General features: G+C 37.0%; 13 protein-coding genes, 2 pseudogenes and 2 riboswitches. Of the genes and pseudogenes, 1 reads left to right on the forward strand and 14 read right to left on the reverse strand.

Features of this window, described 5'->3' with window-relative positions:
- Positions 1-71 precede the first annotated feature (71 nt).
- The 3 genes and pseudogenes from ribH to ribE form a co-directional block, all read right to left on the reverse strand.
- The gene (ribH, locus tag MHH81_RS10350) at positions 72-536 is read right to left on the reverse strand and encodes a 6,7-dimethyl-8-ribityllumazine synthase (protein WP_340920799.1); all 465 of its coding nucleotides are present in this window, start codon (positions 534-536) and stop codon (positions 72-74) included.
- Between the two features lie 80 nt (positions 537-616).
- A pseudogene (gene ribB / locus MHH81_RS10355) lies at positions 617-1,231 on the reverse strand (3,4-dihydroxy-2-butanone-4-phosphate synthase); the annotation flags it as partial.
- Positions 1,232-1,251: 20 nt separating this feature from the next.
- Positions 1,252-1,890 (reverse strand): riboflavin synthase, encoded by a 639-nt coding sequence (gene ribE, locus MHH81_RS10360; protein WP_340920801.1) that lies wholly within the window; start codon positions 1,888-1,890, stop codon positions 1,252-1,254.
- A 231-nt stretch (positions 1,891-2,121) separates the two neighbouring features.
- Positions 2,122-2,253: riboswitch (FMN riboswitch) on the reverse strand.
- 144 nt (positions 2,254-2,397) lie between these two features.
- Positions 2,398-2,529, reverse strand: a riboswitch (FMN riboswitch).
- Positions 2,530-3,029: 500 nt separating this feature from the next.
- Here ribE and MHH81_RS10365 point away from each other — a divergent pair.
- Complete coding sequence (locus MHH81_RS10365; protein WP_340920803.1) at positions 3,030-4,019, forward strand: phosphotransferase enzyme family protein; 990 nt, start codon at positions 3,030-3,032, stop codon at positions 4,017-4,019.
- A 439-nt stretch (positions 4,020-4,458) separates the two neighbouring features.
- Here the strand turns inward: MHH81_RS10365 and MHH81_RS10370 are convergent, their stop codons facing one another.
- The 11 genes and pseudogenes from MHH81_RS10370 to MHH81_RS10420 form a co-directional block, all read right to left on the reverse strand.
- The gene (locus tag MHH81_RS10370) at positions 4,459-5,214 is read right to left on the reverse strand and encodes a class I SAM-dependent methyltransferase (RefSeq protein WP_340920805.1); all 756 of its coding nucleotides are present in this window, start codon (positions 5,212-5,214) and stop codon (positions 4,459-4,461) included.
- Between the two features lie 351 nt (positions 5,215-5,565).
- Positions 5,566-6,417 carry a pirin family protein gene (locus MHH81_RS10375; protein ID WP_340920808.1) on the reverse strand — a complete coding sequence of 284 codons (852 nt, stop codon included), beginning with the start codon at positions 6,415-6,417 and terminating at the stop codon, positions 5,566-5,568.
- A 132-nt stretch (positions 6,418-6,549) separates the two neighbouring features.
- Complete coding sequence (locus MHH81_RS10380) at positions 6,550-6,726, reverse strand: hypothetical protein (RefSeq protein WP_340925370.1); 177 nt, start codon at positions 6,724-6,726, stop codon at positions 6,550-6,552.
- A pseudogene (locus MHH81_RS10385) lies at positions 6,687-6,950 on the reverse strand (MFS transporter); the annotation flags it as partial. The gene MHH81_RS10380 and the pseudogene MHH81_RS10385, both read right to left, overlap by 40 nt.
- Before the next feature lies 1 nt (position 6,951).
- Positions 6,952-7,995, reverse strand: coding sequence for an ArsR/SmtB family transcription factor (locus tag MHH81_RS10390; RefSeq protein ID WP_340920810.1), 1,044 nt, complete (start codon positions 7,993-7,995; stop codon positions 6,952-6,954).
- Between the two features lie 130 nt (positions 7,996-8,125).
- On the reverse strand, positions 8,126-9,223 hold the full coding sequence (locus MHH81_RS10395) for an ABC transporter ATP-binding protein (RefSeq protein WP_340920812.1): 1,098 nt from the start codon (positions 9,221-9,223) through the stop codon (positions 8,126-8,128).
- A 134-nt stretch (positions 9,224-9,357) separates the two neighbouring features.
- Complete coding sequence (locus MHH81_RS10400) at positions 9,358-10,251, reverse strand: PucR family transcriptional regulator (RefSeq protein WP_340920815.1); 894 nt, start codon at positions 10,249-10,251, stop codon at positions 9,358-9,360.
- On the reverse strand, positions 10,248-11,441 hold the full coding sequence (gene nagA / locus MHH81_RS10405; protein WP_340920817.1) for an N-acetylglucosamine-6-phosphate deacetylase: 1,194 nt from the start codon (positions 11,439-11,441) through the stop codon (positions 10,248-10,250). The genes MHH81_RS10400 and nagA overlap by 4 nt, the downstream gene beginning before the upstream one ends.
- Before the next feature lie 22 nt (positions 11,442-11,463).
- A complete protein-coding gene (locus MHH81_RS10410) occupies positions 11,464-12,399 on the reverse strand; it encodes a hexose kinase (RefSeq protein WP_340920820.1) in 936 nt (311 codons plus the stop codon).
- A gap of 66 nt (positions 12,400-12,465) precedes the next feature.
- Positions 12,466-13,323 (reverse strand): tagatose-bisphosphate aldolase subunit GatY, encoded by an 858-nt coding sequence (locus MHH81_RS10415; RefSeq protein ID WP_340920825.1) that lies wholly within the window; start codon positions 13,321-13,323, stop codon positions 12,466-12,468.
- A gap of 43 nt (positions 13,324-13,366) precedes the next feature.
- Positions 13,367-14,542 (reverse strand): SIS domain-containing protein, encoded by a 1,176-nt coding sequence (locus MHH81_RS10420; protein WP_340920827.1) that lies wholly within the window; start codon positions 14,540-14,542, stop codon positions 13,367-13,369.
- Positions 14,543-14,643 lie beyond the last annotated feature (101 nt).

Below are 14,643 nucleotides of genomic sequence, written 5' to 3' on the forward strand. Positions count from 1 at the left end.
AATTGGTCGTAAAAAAAGACAGGCTTATTTCAGCCTGTCCAGAAACGTATACAAACTTATTTACTTTATTATTAGAATAACTTATTCAAATTCGCCATTTCTATTGCAGATACCGCAGCATCATAGCCTTTGTTTCCTGATTTTGTACCAGAGCGTTCAATGGCTTGTTCAATTGTTTCCGTCGTTACAATGCCGAACATAACAGGAACACCAGTCGATAATCCTACACTGGCAATACCTTTTGCTGCTTCGTTACATACATAATCATAGTGTGTAGTAGAGCCGCGAATAACGGTACCTAAACCAATAATAGCATCATATTTTTTGGATTCTGCCATTTTTTTCGTCATAAAAGGTACTTCAAATACACCAGGTACCCATGCAATATCAATGTTTTCTTCGGATACGCCGTGGCGTTTCAAACCATCCATTGCACCGTCCAATAATTTACCTGTTAAAAACTCATTAAATCTTCCTACCACTACACCAATTTTTAAATCTGTTCCAATTAATTGTGCTTCAAATACTTTTCCCATTCTTCATCACTCCTAAGTTTAAATTTATTAACATCTATTATTCTTCAAAAAATGTCGTGCAAATTAGTGATGCATTAGGCTTTACTTGTTTGTTCTTGTTCATATCTATAGTTAACTAATGCTTCAATTGTCACAAACTTCAATCCATGAAATTCAGCAATTTTCTTTAATTCTGGAACTCTCGCCATTTCACCGTTCTCACTCATAATTTCGCAAATGACACCAGCAGGTTGAACCCCGCAAATTTTTGCAAAATCAACTGCAGCCTCTGTATGACCTCGTCTTTCAAGTACACCGTTATCCTTTGCAATAAGTGGGAATACATGACCAGGACGGCGAAAATCTGTGCTTACCGATTCTGCATTTACCAGTTGTAAAGTCGTTTCTGAACGCTCAAATGCACTAATACCTGTTTCCGTCGTCTTATAATCCACACTTACCGTAAAGGCAGTTTGATGATTGTCCGTATTATGAGCGACCATCGGAAATAAATCGAGACGATCCGCTATTTTTTTCGTAATAGGCGTGCAAATTAAACCACGACCATATGTAGCCATAAAGTTAATATTTTCTGGGGTTGCGTAATCTGCCAGTACCAGAAAATCCCCCTCATTTTCACGATTCTCATCGTCTACCACGATAATGATCTTACCTCTTTTTAAATCTTCAATTGCTTCTTCAATTGTATTGAACATACGTAAAACACCGCCTCTTATTAAAATCCGTTTTGTCTTAAAAAATCCATTGAAATCGATGAATTTTCTTGTTTTCGCTCTAGTTGGTTAATAACATACTTGCCAAGTAAATCATTTTCAATGTTCACCGTATCATGCTCTCTTTTGATCCCTAAAATGGTCTCGCTGAATGTAACAGGAATGAGTGAAACAGTCAGTTGCGTAGGTTGAACATCAAAAATAGTTAAACTAATACCATCAATCGCTACCGAACCTTTTAGCATACAGTATTTACTTAGTTCTTTACTGATACCAATATCCACGTATACCGCGTTTTCTAGTTTTCTTTTTCTCAAAATTACACCCGTGCCATCCACATGGCCCGAAACAAAATGACCGCCAAATCGTCCATTTGCTGGCATTGCACGTTCCAAATTAACAACATGTCCTATTTGCAAGGATCGTATATTTGTAGCCTTTACCGTTTCTGGCATGACATCAACGGTGAATAGGTTATTCGAAAATGAAATAACGGTTAAACAAACACCATTAACTGCAATACTGTCTCCCAAATGGATGTCTTCTACAATCTTTTTGGATTCTAATGTTAACTGCATGCTATTTGCTCCGCTTTTCATTGCTTTAACCTTGCCTAAATCTTCTACAATTCCTGTGAACATTTGCATCACCTCGTTTCGCATTCAATTAGATTTCAAGTATTCCTTCTTCATTCAGTAGTTTTGAAACTCACCCACTTCAAAAGAATGAACTACTTGAAATTCATTCGGGTTTACTCAAAAATAAAACCCCTTAGAGAATAATCTAAGGGGTGGTTAGGAAATCTATGTTGGAAGCATCGACAAATAAACCTTTTGAAGTGTATTTTCTCCACAAGGAAATAAGCTTGCTCGCACATCCTTCTCCCATCCAGACTATACTGTCGGCTTTGGATTTACACCAAATCCTGCCTTATAAAAGGCTCACGGGCTTAGAATTTCTTCATCACCGTCGATTGGGAATTTCACCCGACCCCGAAGGAGTGCTCATATGAAATTTTGTTCGGTTTTACTCAAAAATAAAACCCCATAGATAATGTTCTCTACGGGGGATCAGGTAATTATGTATGAAGCATCGACAAATAAACCTTTAGGAGTGTATTTTTCTCCATAAGGAAATAAGCTTACTCGTACATCCTTCTCCCATCCAGACTATACTGTCGGCTTTGGATTTACACCAAATCCTGCCTTAAAAAAGGCTCACGGGCTTAGAATTTCTTCATCACCGTCGATTGGGAATTTCACCCGACCCCGAAGGACTATTCATCTATAAAATTTAATATAGCACTTTCATGATAAAAAATCATCTATAAAGTATTAAAATGCATAAAAACTATTAATCAATCATTTTTTTCTCATGAATTCTCTCAAATGGAATGTTTAGCTCTCGTATTTTTTGATCAATCCGAATGCTTATTCCCCCTATTAATTGGCCATTTTTCTTGAGCTACAATTCCTTCCCATCTGAAAAATAAAATAAATAAAAACGCTGGAATCCTCATTTTCTAAGCATCAAAATAATGAATACTATCAATGTCTACCCAAGCATAGCTATCGAAGAATTTTACTTAATTTAATGTGTCAGAAGGTAATAATTTTTTTATGGAGAATAAAATAAAAGATGGCTGTTTTTATATAGCCGATATTTTAGGAAGGGGTGACGTTTTGAAAAATAGAGAATGTCAAATTAACATGCTGATGAGAGGGTTTATCTCTTAATGGGGGTTTATTCCTCTCAAAGGTAATGGGAGGAAAAATAAAAGATGATGAATTTAGGAATCATGGTAAGAGGATTATCTGCCAACACTGTTGCCCAGCAACTTATTCAATTTTGGGAACATGACGCGGGTACTTTAAAAGTTTGGCGCGCAAGTTCAAACTTTGTGTATGTTTTTGAACATAATCAAGTTCCATACTTTTTACGATTTAGTTTTGAACAAGATAATTCCATAGAACAAATAAAAGCCGAGCTAGAGTTCATGCACTATTTACAGTCCAACAAATTTCCATGTGTATCACCAATCCCCTCCATAAGTGGAGAACTAATCGAAACAATAGAGACTCAACACGGCACATATATTGCGGTAGTCTTTAGTGCTGCAGACGGAACCAACCTAGACTCCGACACAATTACCGAAAATCAGATGAAGGAATGGGGAAAATCACTTGCTTCCCTTCATTGTTTGTCTAAAAATTTCGAGCCTCTATCTGAAAAAAGAAAGAGTTGGGTGGACAAAGTAAAATTTATGGAAACCGTTTTTGAAAAGCACCCGCAAGAACAAGAAGCACTTCAGGAACTAAGTACGGTGAGCTCCTGGCTTCAAACATTACCTACTACAAATGATGTTTATGGTTTAATACATTACGATTTTGAATTGGATAATATGTTTTATAAAGAGAATGAGGATCATAGTTTCATTATCATCGACTTTGACGATGCCATGTATCATTGGTTTGCACTAGATATTGTTACGGCTCTTGACGATTTTATTGATAATGACAATTTCCATTCAGATTTACTGGTTCAGTCTTTTTTGAACGGGTATAGCTCTGTAGCTCCTATAGAAAACGATGTAGTGAATCAGTTTCAACAGTTTCAAAGATACGCAAAACTATATAAGTTTGCGAGATTGTTATCGTCATTAGATTATGGGGAAATTAATGATAAGCCAACTTGGTTGGATGAATTAAGGGGAAAATTAATTCGTGTCTCAGATGAATTGAGAAAGAGCTTTCAAAAATCGATAAACTAAAAACCTCTGATCGCTGACATCTCGGTGTATTTAGAGATAATAGGAAAGCTATATCTTTATATAAGCCATTGGGCTATTGTTTTGGTCCAATTAGCCATTATGAAACAACTTAAGCTTTTAACAATGATAAAGATTGCTCCTTGGTAGCTCCAAGGAGCAATTCTTTTATTCTATTTTAGAATAACTTCTCAATTTCTTCACTACATTTTAGAATAGAATAAAAGAATTAGCGTATTAGCAATTTCAATGATAAATCGATCCTCAGAGTCCACTATTTAGCTGTAAATTAGTGGGTACCTATATTGAAAAAGTTTTGTTGATAATCAAAGATAAGACATTAAGACAGGGAATCAAGAAAATAGGAAGAAGACTTAACAGGGTAAAAAGAAAATACCAAATTCCTAATTCGTTCAGAATTTGGTATCTATCTCAAAGAAGGTTAAATATTTTGTGCAACTATGATAAATCGGTGCTCAAAACTCTCCAAATAACCTTGTTTGGAGAGTTTTTTTTGCAATTCAAATAATCTCTCAAAACAATTTTCTACCGAAAACCCTGGGAATTCCCATTCCATAATTTTTGCGTAAAAGACAATAGCCCCTACATCAAAAAAACGCAGATACGGAAAGTATTCTTTTTGAAGCAAAATGGAAAATCCTTCTGTTATAAATACCTCCGTCTCAATTCGGAGTAATAGATCGGGATATAGCGGTTTGAAATCTGGAATCAAAGCTTTTGAAAGAAACTCGTTATTTTTCCCGCCGACTTGCTGGGTGATAAATAGACCATCTTTTTTTAATATCCTTTTTACTTCTCTTACATCATAGGATTCATGACGATTTATGATAATATCAAACGCATTATCATTAAATGGTAACTGATCATCTTCAAAAACTTGTTTTACACATATACCAAGAGGTTCAAGAGTATTTTGGCAAAGCTTTACATTAGGTTCCCACGCTTCTGTTACAGCAGTATTTTCATATGCATGACCCAGCGCTAGTAGAAACTCTCCCCCACCTGTACCCATGTCTAACAATTTTTGTTCAGGCTTTAAATATTTCATTATAACCTCTTTATAATCCCATGGAAGCTCTTCTTCACCCCAGCGACCATTTAAATGACTAAAATCCCAACCTTTAAAGCTTTTTCTTTCCTCATCTAACCATCTATTTTTTAATTCTATACCATTCATAACAACTACTCCTTTTCTTCATTTGATAAAATCAGAAAGGTGCAGCATATCTAATAGCATCCATTTCACCTCGGTACAATCTGCTATCAGATTACTACTGCACCGAGCAATTTTCTCGAATTGGTCTCATGAAAGAGTTCACATCCTTTCATTGTTAATTCTAGATAAAACGTATTATGTCCTGCTAATAATTTAACCTTTATTCAATGTCCATATTCTCCAGGCTTTTATTAAACATCATGCAGTTATCCAATAAACACAAAAGAGCTATCTCAAAGTCTTTTTACAAAGACACTGTAGACAACTCTTTCTCTTCATTGGTATATTGAAATATTAAATTGCGTCGAAAACTTATTGGTTTTGTGTAATAAATTTGCCGTTTCTATAATCCGCATAAGCTTGCGTTATTTCTTCTTCTGTATTCATAACAAATGGACCTCTTGCAACTACCGGCTCCATCAAGGGCTCGCCAGCAAATAATACTAAACGCAATTTTTCATTTGCAGAAACGTTTATACTACTCATGTCTGATTCAACGGCAGTTTCTAACCACAAGGCTTGCCCTTTTTTAGCTTCCACTTTATTTTCCCCAAAAGTACCGCTACCTTCTAAAACATAAATAAAACCGTTGTAACTCCCTGGTAAGTCTTGACTGATTGAAAATCCACTTTCTACTACCATTTCTACAAATGTGATTGGTACATAATTGAGTGTATTAGACACAACATCCCTGGAAGAACCAGAATATACTCGTATCAAAGCACCTTCCTCTTGACGAACAGGCATATCTTTTGCATGCATGTTTTGATAACGTGGCGCAGTCATTTTATCTTTACGCGGTAGGTTCACCCAAAGTTGAAGAAGATGGACCATTTCCCCATCATCTGGTGATTCATTATGAACAACACCTCTTCCAGCAGTCATCCATTGCAAATCTCCTTTTTGCAATTTACCACCCCCACCAGTCGCGCTATCATAATGATTTATTGTCCCATCGATAACGAATGTCACCGTCTCCATACCACGGTGTGGGTGTACGTCGAATGCCCCTTTTTCAAATTTATCTTCCATTAATAATAAGAAGGGATCGAAATCTTCCCAGTATCCAGGTTCCAGAACTGCTCCCGCACTATGAATATTACTAACTTTTCGTTCGTTTACTGTCCAAACTTTTTGTATGTCACGAGGTTTCACATTATTCATGCTTACTCTATTCCTCCTTTACTATGTTACTGTCATTATAATTTATAAGCAGTAATTTCAATAGTACGCACTTTAAAGTATTATAGTATACAAAAGTATACTAACTAACTGAACAACGCTAAGCTATCCATATTAGGATGTAATATCATTATTAATAGAAGAGTCATCCATAAACCGAAAATAAGGAAGAAGAATTCCTAATATAGACACAGTACAAATAATGGAGCCAATTAAAAAGTAAAGCGGACGTATTCCCCACTGCTCACTTAGATTAACCCCCGAGTCCATTGCGAAAATACCATAATCCACTTCCGACTCCAAAGGTCAATAAAGGGACCAATAAACAATTGAAGAATGAGAGATGGTATAAAATATAATAACCACATACTTCCTAAAGCCATGGAGGAATTGGTCAGCTGATATATTAGAATAGAGTTACAAAAAGTTCCAAAGGCACCTCCAAGTTCAGAAATCACATTTCCAATCCATACAATGATAAAAGGTCGATTCCACCATAACCCTTTACTTTCCATATTATTGTTCAAAGTAAAGCCCCATTTCCTTCGATAACATATCGATGGCTTTCGTTTTTAATGAATATTTTGCATCTAAAATCTCCACTAATTTTGCTGCTCTCAGAACTTTAAGATGATGATGGATAGTAGATTTGCCAATATCTAATTGCTCGGTAATATCCTGCAATGTACGATCCTGCTCATAAAGTAATTTAACAATTCGTAGACGAACCTCATCGCCCAAAGCTTTATGCTTTAGTACTAAAAAGTTATTTGGAGTATACCGGTCATTTGGAGTAATACTTTCATTTGCTATTGGATAGTAAAAAACCTTAGTTCCTTCTATATCTGCCTCTATAGTCCATGGTCGATAGATGTATTGAGGGATTAAGAGAACATTATGAACACTAGGTTCTGGCATATACACTATGCCCCCTGTTGCCCATTCGACCAATTCTTCTGAGGACATTCTGTCTATCATCTTGCTCCTCATCACATAATCAGTTTGCAAGATTGAATGAAGTTTCTTGGAATCACTCTTTACAACTGCTTCATACCAACCGGTCATCACATTAATAAGATGATCTTTTAAGCGCTTTCCATTAGCTTGGCAAATGAATTCAATATAGTGAGGAAAAAATAAATGATCCTTTGTAATTTTCATCATTTCCTTAATTGCCGATTCCTGACCTAATGATGCACTTCCCCTTAATTCTTGGAAATTTCTTCCGATAAACGGCAAGCAAATAAATGTAAAGTCTCTCATTGAAAGATTCCGAATATAGGAAGTAAACTCTGTTAGATCAGTGAAATCTTTTTTATGGAGCAGTTGAAGTAAAGCTTTCCAAGTATTTTTGTTTTCTACAAAATCTAATTCAACTAATAGGCCAGTTGGTAGAGACTCTTTTATACCTTGCCAATATTCTACTGGTTTTTCTAATGTTTTAAAAATTGGTGTATTCGTTATTGCTGCTATCCCCAACGCACATTCCCACAACACTGAATATTGTAATTGAACTTGATACGTTTCCCTCTTTCTACTTGTAGCACTTAAAACATCCATCTCTTCACCCCTATGATTCGATATATTTAGAATGTATCATTTAAATATTATAGAATCAATAGAATTATTCGAAAATTAAAAAACTGTAGAAAATTCGTATAATTTACGATTTTCTACAGTTTAGTTTCACTTATTTAATTCGTAATTCTGATTCACTATCGAAAAAGTGTGCTTTATTAAGATCAAACGCTAAATCTACTATTTCTCCTGCATCCACGTTGAAACGTGAATCAACACGTGCAACAAAATCTTGACCAGCTACTTTAGAATAAAGCATAATTTCTGATCCCGTTAATTCAGCAACTTCAATCAACACATTGATTTTTGTTTCAGGCGTAAAATCAATGAATAAAGGTTCATCATGAATATCTTCTGGACGAATTCCGAGAATAATATCTTTACCAACATAACCTTGTTCACGAAGCAATTTCTGTTTCCCTTCAGGAACAAGAATTTTCAAATCTCCCATAACAAAATAATTCCCTTCTAATTTACCATTCAAAAAGTTCATTGCAGGGGAACCGATAAATCCACCAACAAAAACATTGTTTGGCTCATCGTACACTTCTTTAGGTGCACCTATTTGCTGAATAAGTCCATCCTTCATCACAACGAGGCGCGTTGCCATTGTCATTGCTTCTGTTTGGTCATGGGTTACATAAATAGTAGTTGTTTGCAGTCGCTTATGCAGTTTTTGAATCTCTGTACGCATTTGTACCCTTAACTTAGCATCTAAGTTCGATAATGGCTCATCCATTAAAAATACTTCAGCATCTCGAACAATAGCTCGTCCTAAAGCAACACGCTGACGTTGACCACCCGAAAGAGCTTTTGGCTTACGAGTTAGAAGATCCTCAAGCCCCAAAATTTTTGCAGCATTATCTACTCGTTTTTTGATTTCATCTTTTTTAAATTTACGAAGCTTCAGACCAAATGCCATATTATCGTAAACGTTCATATGTGGGTAAAGTGCATAGTTTTGGAATACCATTGCGATGTCTCGATCTTTTGGTGGCACATCGTTCACTCTTTTACCGCCGATGAAAAGATCTCCACCTGAGATTTCTTCCAAGCCAGCAATCATCCGAAGTGTCGTAGATTTTCCACAACCTGACGGACCAACTAATACTAAAAATTCCTTGTCTCTAATTTCCAAATTGAAATCATGAACGGTAACAACATTTTTATCATAGATCTTTTTAATATTCTTTAATTGCAAATCTGCCATTGTATTCCCTCCTAGTATGTAAGTGCTTTCACTAACTAGTAATAGTATATAATAGTTAGACTATTCGAATAATAGTGAACATGCACAAAGATTCGGATTGTCTTCGTGCAAATTTACATGTATACCGAACAGCGTTACTTTCTTGCTAATAACGCTAAGTATACTGTAATGGCCTGATGAAATTGCCGGACATCTATGCCTGTTTTCTCAAAAAAACGATCCAAGCGATATTGTAAACTATTGCGGTGCATATGCAGTACCTTAGAAGTTTCCGATAAGTTTAAATTACACCGGACAAACGCTTCAATCATTTTTAGGGTTTCTTCGTCATCCCTATATTCTTGCAAAATCGTTTTACTAATATCAGAACGGAAATTTTGTTCTGTTTGGTTAATTAATAAATATGGAACTGCCTCAATATACGTGACAACCCTCTTATTTGAATTAACGAATACGCTTTTAGCAGCCGTTAATAATGAATTATAATGTTGGCTAACTCCTTCCAAACCTTTCCGATTAGGACCCACAAAGAAGTTGATATTGACATATAAATCACTCATTAAAACATCAATAATCTGCTCATAAGAAATACTTTCATCAGAAACGGTCTGTTCTTCAATAATGATCCCTTCAAAACCATTGACCCATAGGATGGGAACTGGTTTAGCAAAAAGTTCCTGGATCGCATTTTTAAAAACAATCGGATCGATTTCATTTTTTTTAATCGAAAAATAGACGAAACGATAATGACTAGCCAATTTTAATTCAGAGGCAACATTTGATTCAGTGGAGTAAATGACTTTACTCCACTGTTGTTCTTCAGCAGTAAGTACATGGAAATGTATTTGATAAGGCAACAAAAAAGTAGCCAAAACGGATGCATCTTTAGCCGTTAACTCCTCCTCATGAATGCCAATAATCTCATTGTCATCCATCACAAACCATTTATATGTACGTTCTAACTGATTCTGCCCTTCGGAATAACTAATCAGTGAAGGGTAGATTTTACGTAATTGATCAATCATCATACAAATGCCCCAATACGCTCATATGCAATTGAACCTCTACAAATTGTTAACTCCACTTCACCATCTCGACCTAGGACAACAATATCAGCATCCTTCCCAGCCTTTATTGAGCCTTTACGACCCGATAAACCTAAACGCTTTGCTTGATTGACCGAGGTGATTTGAATTTGTTCATGAATAGACAAGTTTAGCCACTTGGTAAGATTCAATCGAGCTTGATTCATCGTTACGATACTGCCTGCCAAAGAACCACTCGCAGATAATACGCACGTTCCTTCACGCACCGTCACTTGCTGACCACCCAAATCATATTCTCCATCCGGCATGCCTTTTGCACGCATACCATCTGTGATAGCTAGGACATTTTCAAGCCCCTTCATCTTCACAATTAGCTTAAGTAAATCGGGATGAAAATGAATACCATCTGGAATAATTTCAACATGAACGTCATCATGTAACAGCGCAGCTCCGACAACGCCTGGATCACGGTGATGCATACCCTTCATGCCGTTAAACAAATGGGTTGCATGGCTGACTCCATGATCAATTGCATCCATTGTTTCACCATACGATGCATTGGTATGTCCCATTGATGCAATCACGCCGGTCTTTTTAAGCTCTGCTAACAATTCAAATTGATTGTCAAGCTCTGGAGCAAAGGTGATGACTTTAATTGCATTCCCAGATAACTCCTGCCATTCCCTAAAAACTTTAGAATTCGGCGGAATAATAGCACTTTCAGGTTGCGCACCTTTTTGTTTTTTATTTATAAATGGCCCTTCCAAATGAATTCCAAGCATTTCGGCTACGCCTAAACCACTGCTTTGCGCGCAGTAATTCTCCAGGCTTTTTAGTGTAACTGCAGTATGCTCAATCGGATTTGTTATCGTCGTTGCCAAGAATGAAGTAGTTCCCTCTTTCGCTAAAGCCATCGCAATTCGTTCAAATGCTTCGTGACTACCATCCATAAAGTCAAAGCCTGCCGCACCGTGAACGTGAATATCTATCATGCCTGGCATCGCATATTGCTTTCCTGTACAATCGAATACTTGATCAGCATCAGAAATAGATGGACAATTAGCCATTTCCCCGACAGACTCAATTTTGTCTGCTTTGATATGTATGAATCCTTGTTGCAAAATACTATCTTCCAATACAATAGTTGCATTTAGTAGAAACAAGTTTCTCATCAATAGCCTCCTCCTGTCTGATTCATCCCTTTATTTTTTCCACTTGCATTTGTTCAACAGCCCACTCTACTTTTTCTACATTTATATGCCCTGTCTTTTCTTCCATTGCATTGAGTACACCCATAGACAGACCGAATTTAATCAAGTCTTCATCCATTAAACCACGAGCCAAGCCTGCTGCAAACCCCGCAACAACTGAATCTCCTGAACCCACTGGATTGATCGCCTCAATTTTCGGTGCTCTTGCCCTGTAAAAAGTATCACCATGTTTGACAATTGCCCCATCAGCCCCAAGTGTTACAACAATCCAATAAATATCTGCAAACAGAGATGATGCAAGTGTTGCCATAATTTGTGTTTCATCCAGAGCTTGTTCACCTACTAAATCTGCGAGTTCCTGCTCATTTGGCTTGATGAAATAAGGCTTATAACTACTTGTTAATATCGCATCTAACAAAGCCCCATTTGAATCGAGTAACACCCTCGCACCATTCTGCGTAGAGATTTTCACCATTTCTACATAGAAGTCCGCGGTTAGTCCTTTTGGTAAACTCCCCGATAGCGTCACGATATCAGCTAGTTGAACGTAATCAGTGAATTTCTCTAAAAATAACATAGCTTCCTTGTCCACTATGACTGGTCCACTCTCTAATATCTCCGTCTGTTTTCCTTCATGAATTACCGCAATACAATTGCGCGTCTCATCTGCGATTTGCACAAAAAAGTCTTGAATACCTAAGGACTCTATTTGTGTGCGGATAAAACCACCCAAACTGCCACCTAAAAATCCCGATGCAGCTACATCTTCGTCCAACAGCTGCAAAACTCGAGCTACGTTCAATCCTTTTCCCCCTGCTGTTTTAGACACATGATCCACTCGATTGACCGTATCTAAAAAGAAATGTTCCAGCTTATAACTAATGTCGACAGCTGGGTTTAATGTAATTGTTAAAATCATTAGTAATCCACCTTTTCTTATAGATAGTCAAATGGAGTGGGAATAAAACCCCACTCCATCACATTGTTATGCTTTACCGTCACTCATACACATCATAATTTTCTCTTTAACAACCGCACTCATTGCATCCTTCGCAGGTGTCATATACTTTCTCGTATCCGTCTCATTTGGATTGGCTACCAAGTAATTGCGTAATGCATTTGAAAAAGGAATTTTAAGCTCAGTCGAAATATTTACTTTAGCACAGCCCAGTGAAATACATTTCCGAACATCCTCTTTAGAAATACCTGAAGCACCATGAAGCACCAGTGGAATATCAACTAAATTTTTGATTTTCTCAAGACGTTCAAAATCAAGATTAGGTTCTGTTTCATATAAACCGTGACCAGTACCAATTGCAACTGCTAACGAATCAATACCTGTTCGTTCGACAAACTCTTGAACAGTATCCGGGTCTGTATAAGCCGCATCTGCCGCCTCAACAATCAAATCGTCTTCTTGTCCAACTAATTTTCCAAGCTCTGCTTCAACTGTAGCTCCATAACGATGTGCTTGTTCTACAACTTCTTTGGAAATCGCAATATTATCTTCGAAAGAACCGTGTGAACCATCTACCATGACCGACTTAACGCCTAATTCAAGTGATTCTACAATCGAATCCACTGTTTCATGATGGTCTAAATGTAAGGCAATTGGAATATCATTGGTTTTTGCCGCTATCTCTGCAATGGCTTGAATATATTCGCGTCCACCATAAACCATTGTTCCTGGCGTTGCCGCTAAAATGACAGGCGATCGCAATTCAGCAGCTGCCTCCACGACAACCTGAATCGTTTCGAGATTATGAATGTTGAACGCTGGAACAGCATATCCTTCTTTTCTAGCTTTAATAAGCATATCTTTCGTATTATGCACGTATCCCATCCTATTTCCTCCTAGTTATCACAGTAGAATAATTGCAGATTGATTAATTTTGATAGTCGTAAATCGTTACACCTTTGACAACTCGACTAATTGCGCCATCTGGACTTGGATTATCCGGTGTAATCCCTAATTTAATCGATTTTTTCAACGCCAATGCTTGCGCAAAAATCACATATAAGACAGCCAGGTTAAAGTCATTACCAAGTGTTTCTCTTCCTGCATTCACCGTGACGACCCAATCCGCCAACTTCTCAACTTCTTCATCTTTTTTTTCTGTTAGTGCGACAATTTTCATACCCGATTTCGCTGCTGCTAATTCGCGTAAAATATCCAAGTCATACTTTCTAGTGTAAGGATTTTGCGACATAAATAACGCTACCACTGATTTGTCATTCAAAATCGACTTAGGACCATGACGAAAACCAAGTGACGATTCATGAATCGCAACAACTTGCCCATCCGATAGTTCAAGCATTTTCAAAGCTGCTTCATGTGACAGTTGAGCAAGTGGACCTGAACCTAAATAGACAATTCGTTCGAATTCAAATCCAAGTACTGCATCAACCGAGTCACCAAGCTTGTCAATTAATGTCTGTGCACAATCAATCACTTGTTGGGCAACTGCTGGTGTAAAAACTTCTTCCGTAAATAACGCATAAGCAGCGATTATCATGCTTGTGAAACTGCTCGTCATCGCTAACGATTGGTCATTCGATTTTTCTGGCATAAGCAATGTCATACAATTAGCATCACCTTGAATATTTTTTGCTAATTGTCCGTCCTTATTACAAGTAATAACTACTTGATAAAAGTCCGTCACAATCTGCTGTCCTAATGAAACGGTCGCAACACTTTCTGGACTGTTGCCAGAGCGTGCAAATGATACTAGGATTGTCGGTGTATCTTTATATAAGTAAGCCGTTGGATTTGAAACAATATCAGTTGTTGGAATAGATTCAAACTGAACATTCTTTCGATTATGTCTAGATAATTCTGGAACTAATGTATCGCCCACAAATGCAGATGTACCCGCACCTGTTAAGATAATACGCACATGATCATGCTTATTGTAAATAGATGCTAGAAATTCTTTATATGTAGCTTGTTGTTCCAAAAAGTCCTTCATCAATTCCTGCCATACTATTGGTTGATGATGTATCTCCCTCGTCGTATGTTCCGCATTATTGTCGATAATTTGTTCTGGTGTTAGATTAAACAATTTTACGCCTCCGTTTTTTAAAAATTCTAATAGCGCCTGGTCATGTTGTCATAACCACTTATTTTTTTAAGAAACTCCAATTGGATATTTCGTACCTAGCA

It is taken from the genome of Psychrobacillus sp. FSL H8-0484, from assembly GCF_038005325.1.
Lineage (GTDB): Bacteria > Bacillota > Bacilli > Bacillales_A > Planococcaceae > Psychrobacillus.

What these genes read in the sequence shown, in the direction of transcription:
- MHH81_RS10410 (WP_340920820.1), bottom strand. Translation starts at nt 12,399, where the DNA reads ATGATTTTAACAATTACATTAAACCCAGCTGTCGACATTAGTTATAAG.
- MHH81_RS10395 (WP_340920812.1), bottom strand. Translation starts at nt 9,223, where the DNA reads ATGGCAGATTTGCAATTAAAGAATATTAAAAAGATCTATGATAAAAAT.
- MHH81_RS10390 (WP_340920810.1), bottom strand. Translation starts at nt 7,995, where the DNA reads ATGGATGTTTTAAGTGCTACAAGTAGAAAGAGGGAAACGTATCAAGTT.
- MHH81_RS10400 (WP_340920815.1), bottom strand. Translation starts at nt 10,251, where the DNA reads ATGATGATTGATCAATTACGTAAAATCTACCCTTCACTGATTAGTTAT.
- ribH (WP_340920799.1), bottom strand. Translation starts at nt 536, where the DNA reads ATGGGAAAAGTATTTGAAGCACAATTAATTGGAACAGATTTAAAAATT.
- MHH81_RS10365 (WP_340920803.1), top strand. Translation starts at nt 3,030, where the DNA reads ATGATGAATTTAGGAATCATGGTAAGAGGATTATCTGCCAACACTGTT.
- nagA (WP_340920817.1), bottom strand. Translation starts at nt 11,441, where the DNA reads ATGAGAAACTTGTTTCTACTAAATGCAACTATTGTATTGGAAGATAGT.
- MHH81_RS10375 (WP_340920808.1), bottom strand. Translation starts at nt 6,417, where the DNA reads ATGAATAATGTGAAACCTCGTGACATACAAAAAGTTTGGACAGTAAAC.
- ribE (WP_340920801.1), bottom strand. Translation starts at nt 1,890, where the DNA reads ATGTTCACAGGAATTGTAGAAGATTTAGGCAAGGTTAAAGCAATGAAA.
- MHH81_RS10370 (WP_340920805.1), bottom strand. Translation starts at nt 5,214, where the DNA reads ATGAATGGTATAGAATTAAAAAATAGATGGTTAGATGAGGAAAGAAAA.
- MHH81_RS10415 (WP_340920825.1), bottom strand. Translation starts at nt 13,323, where the DNA reads ATGGGATACGTGCATAATACGAAAGATATGCTTATTAAAGCTAGAAAA.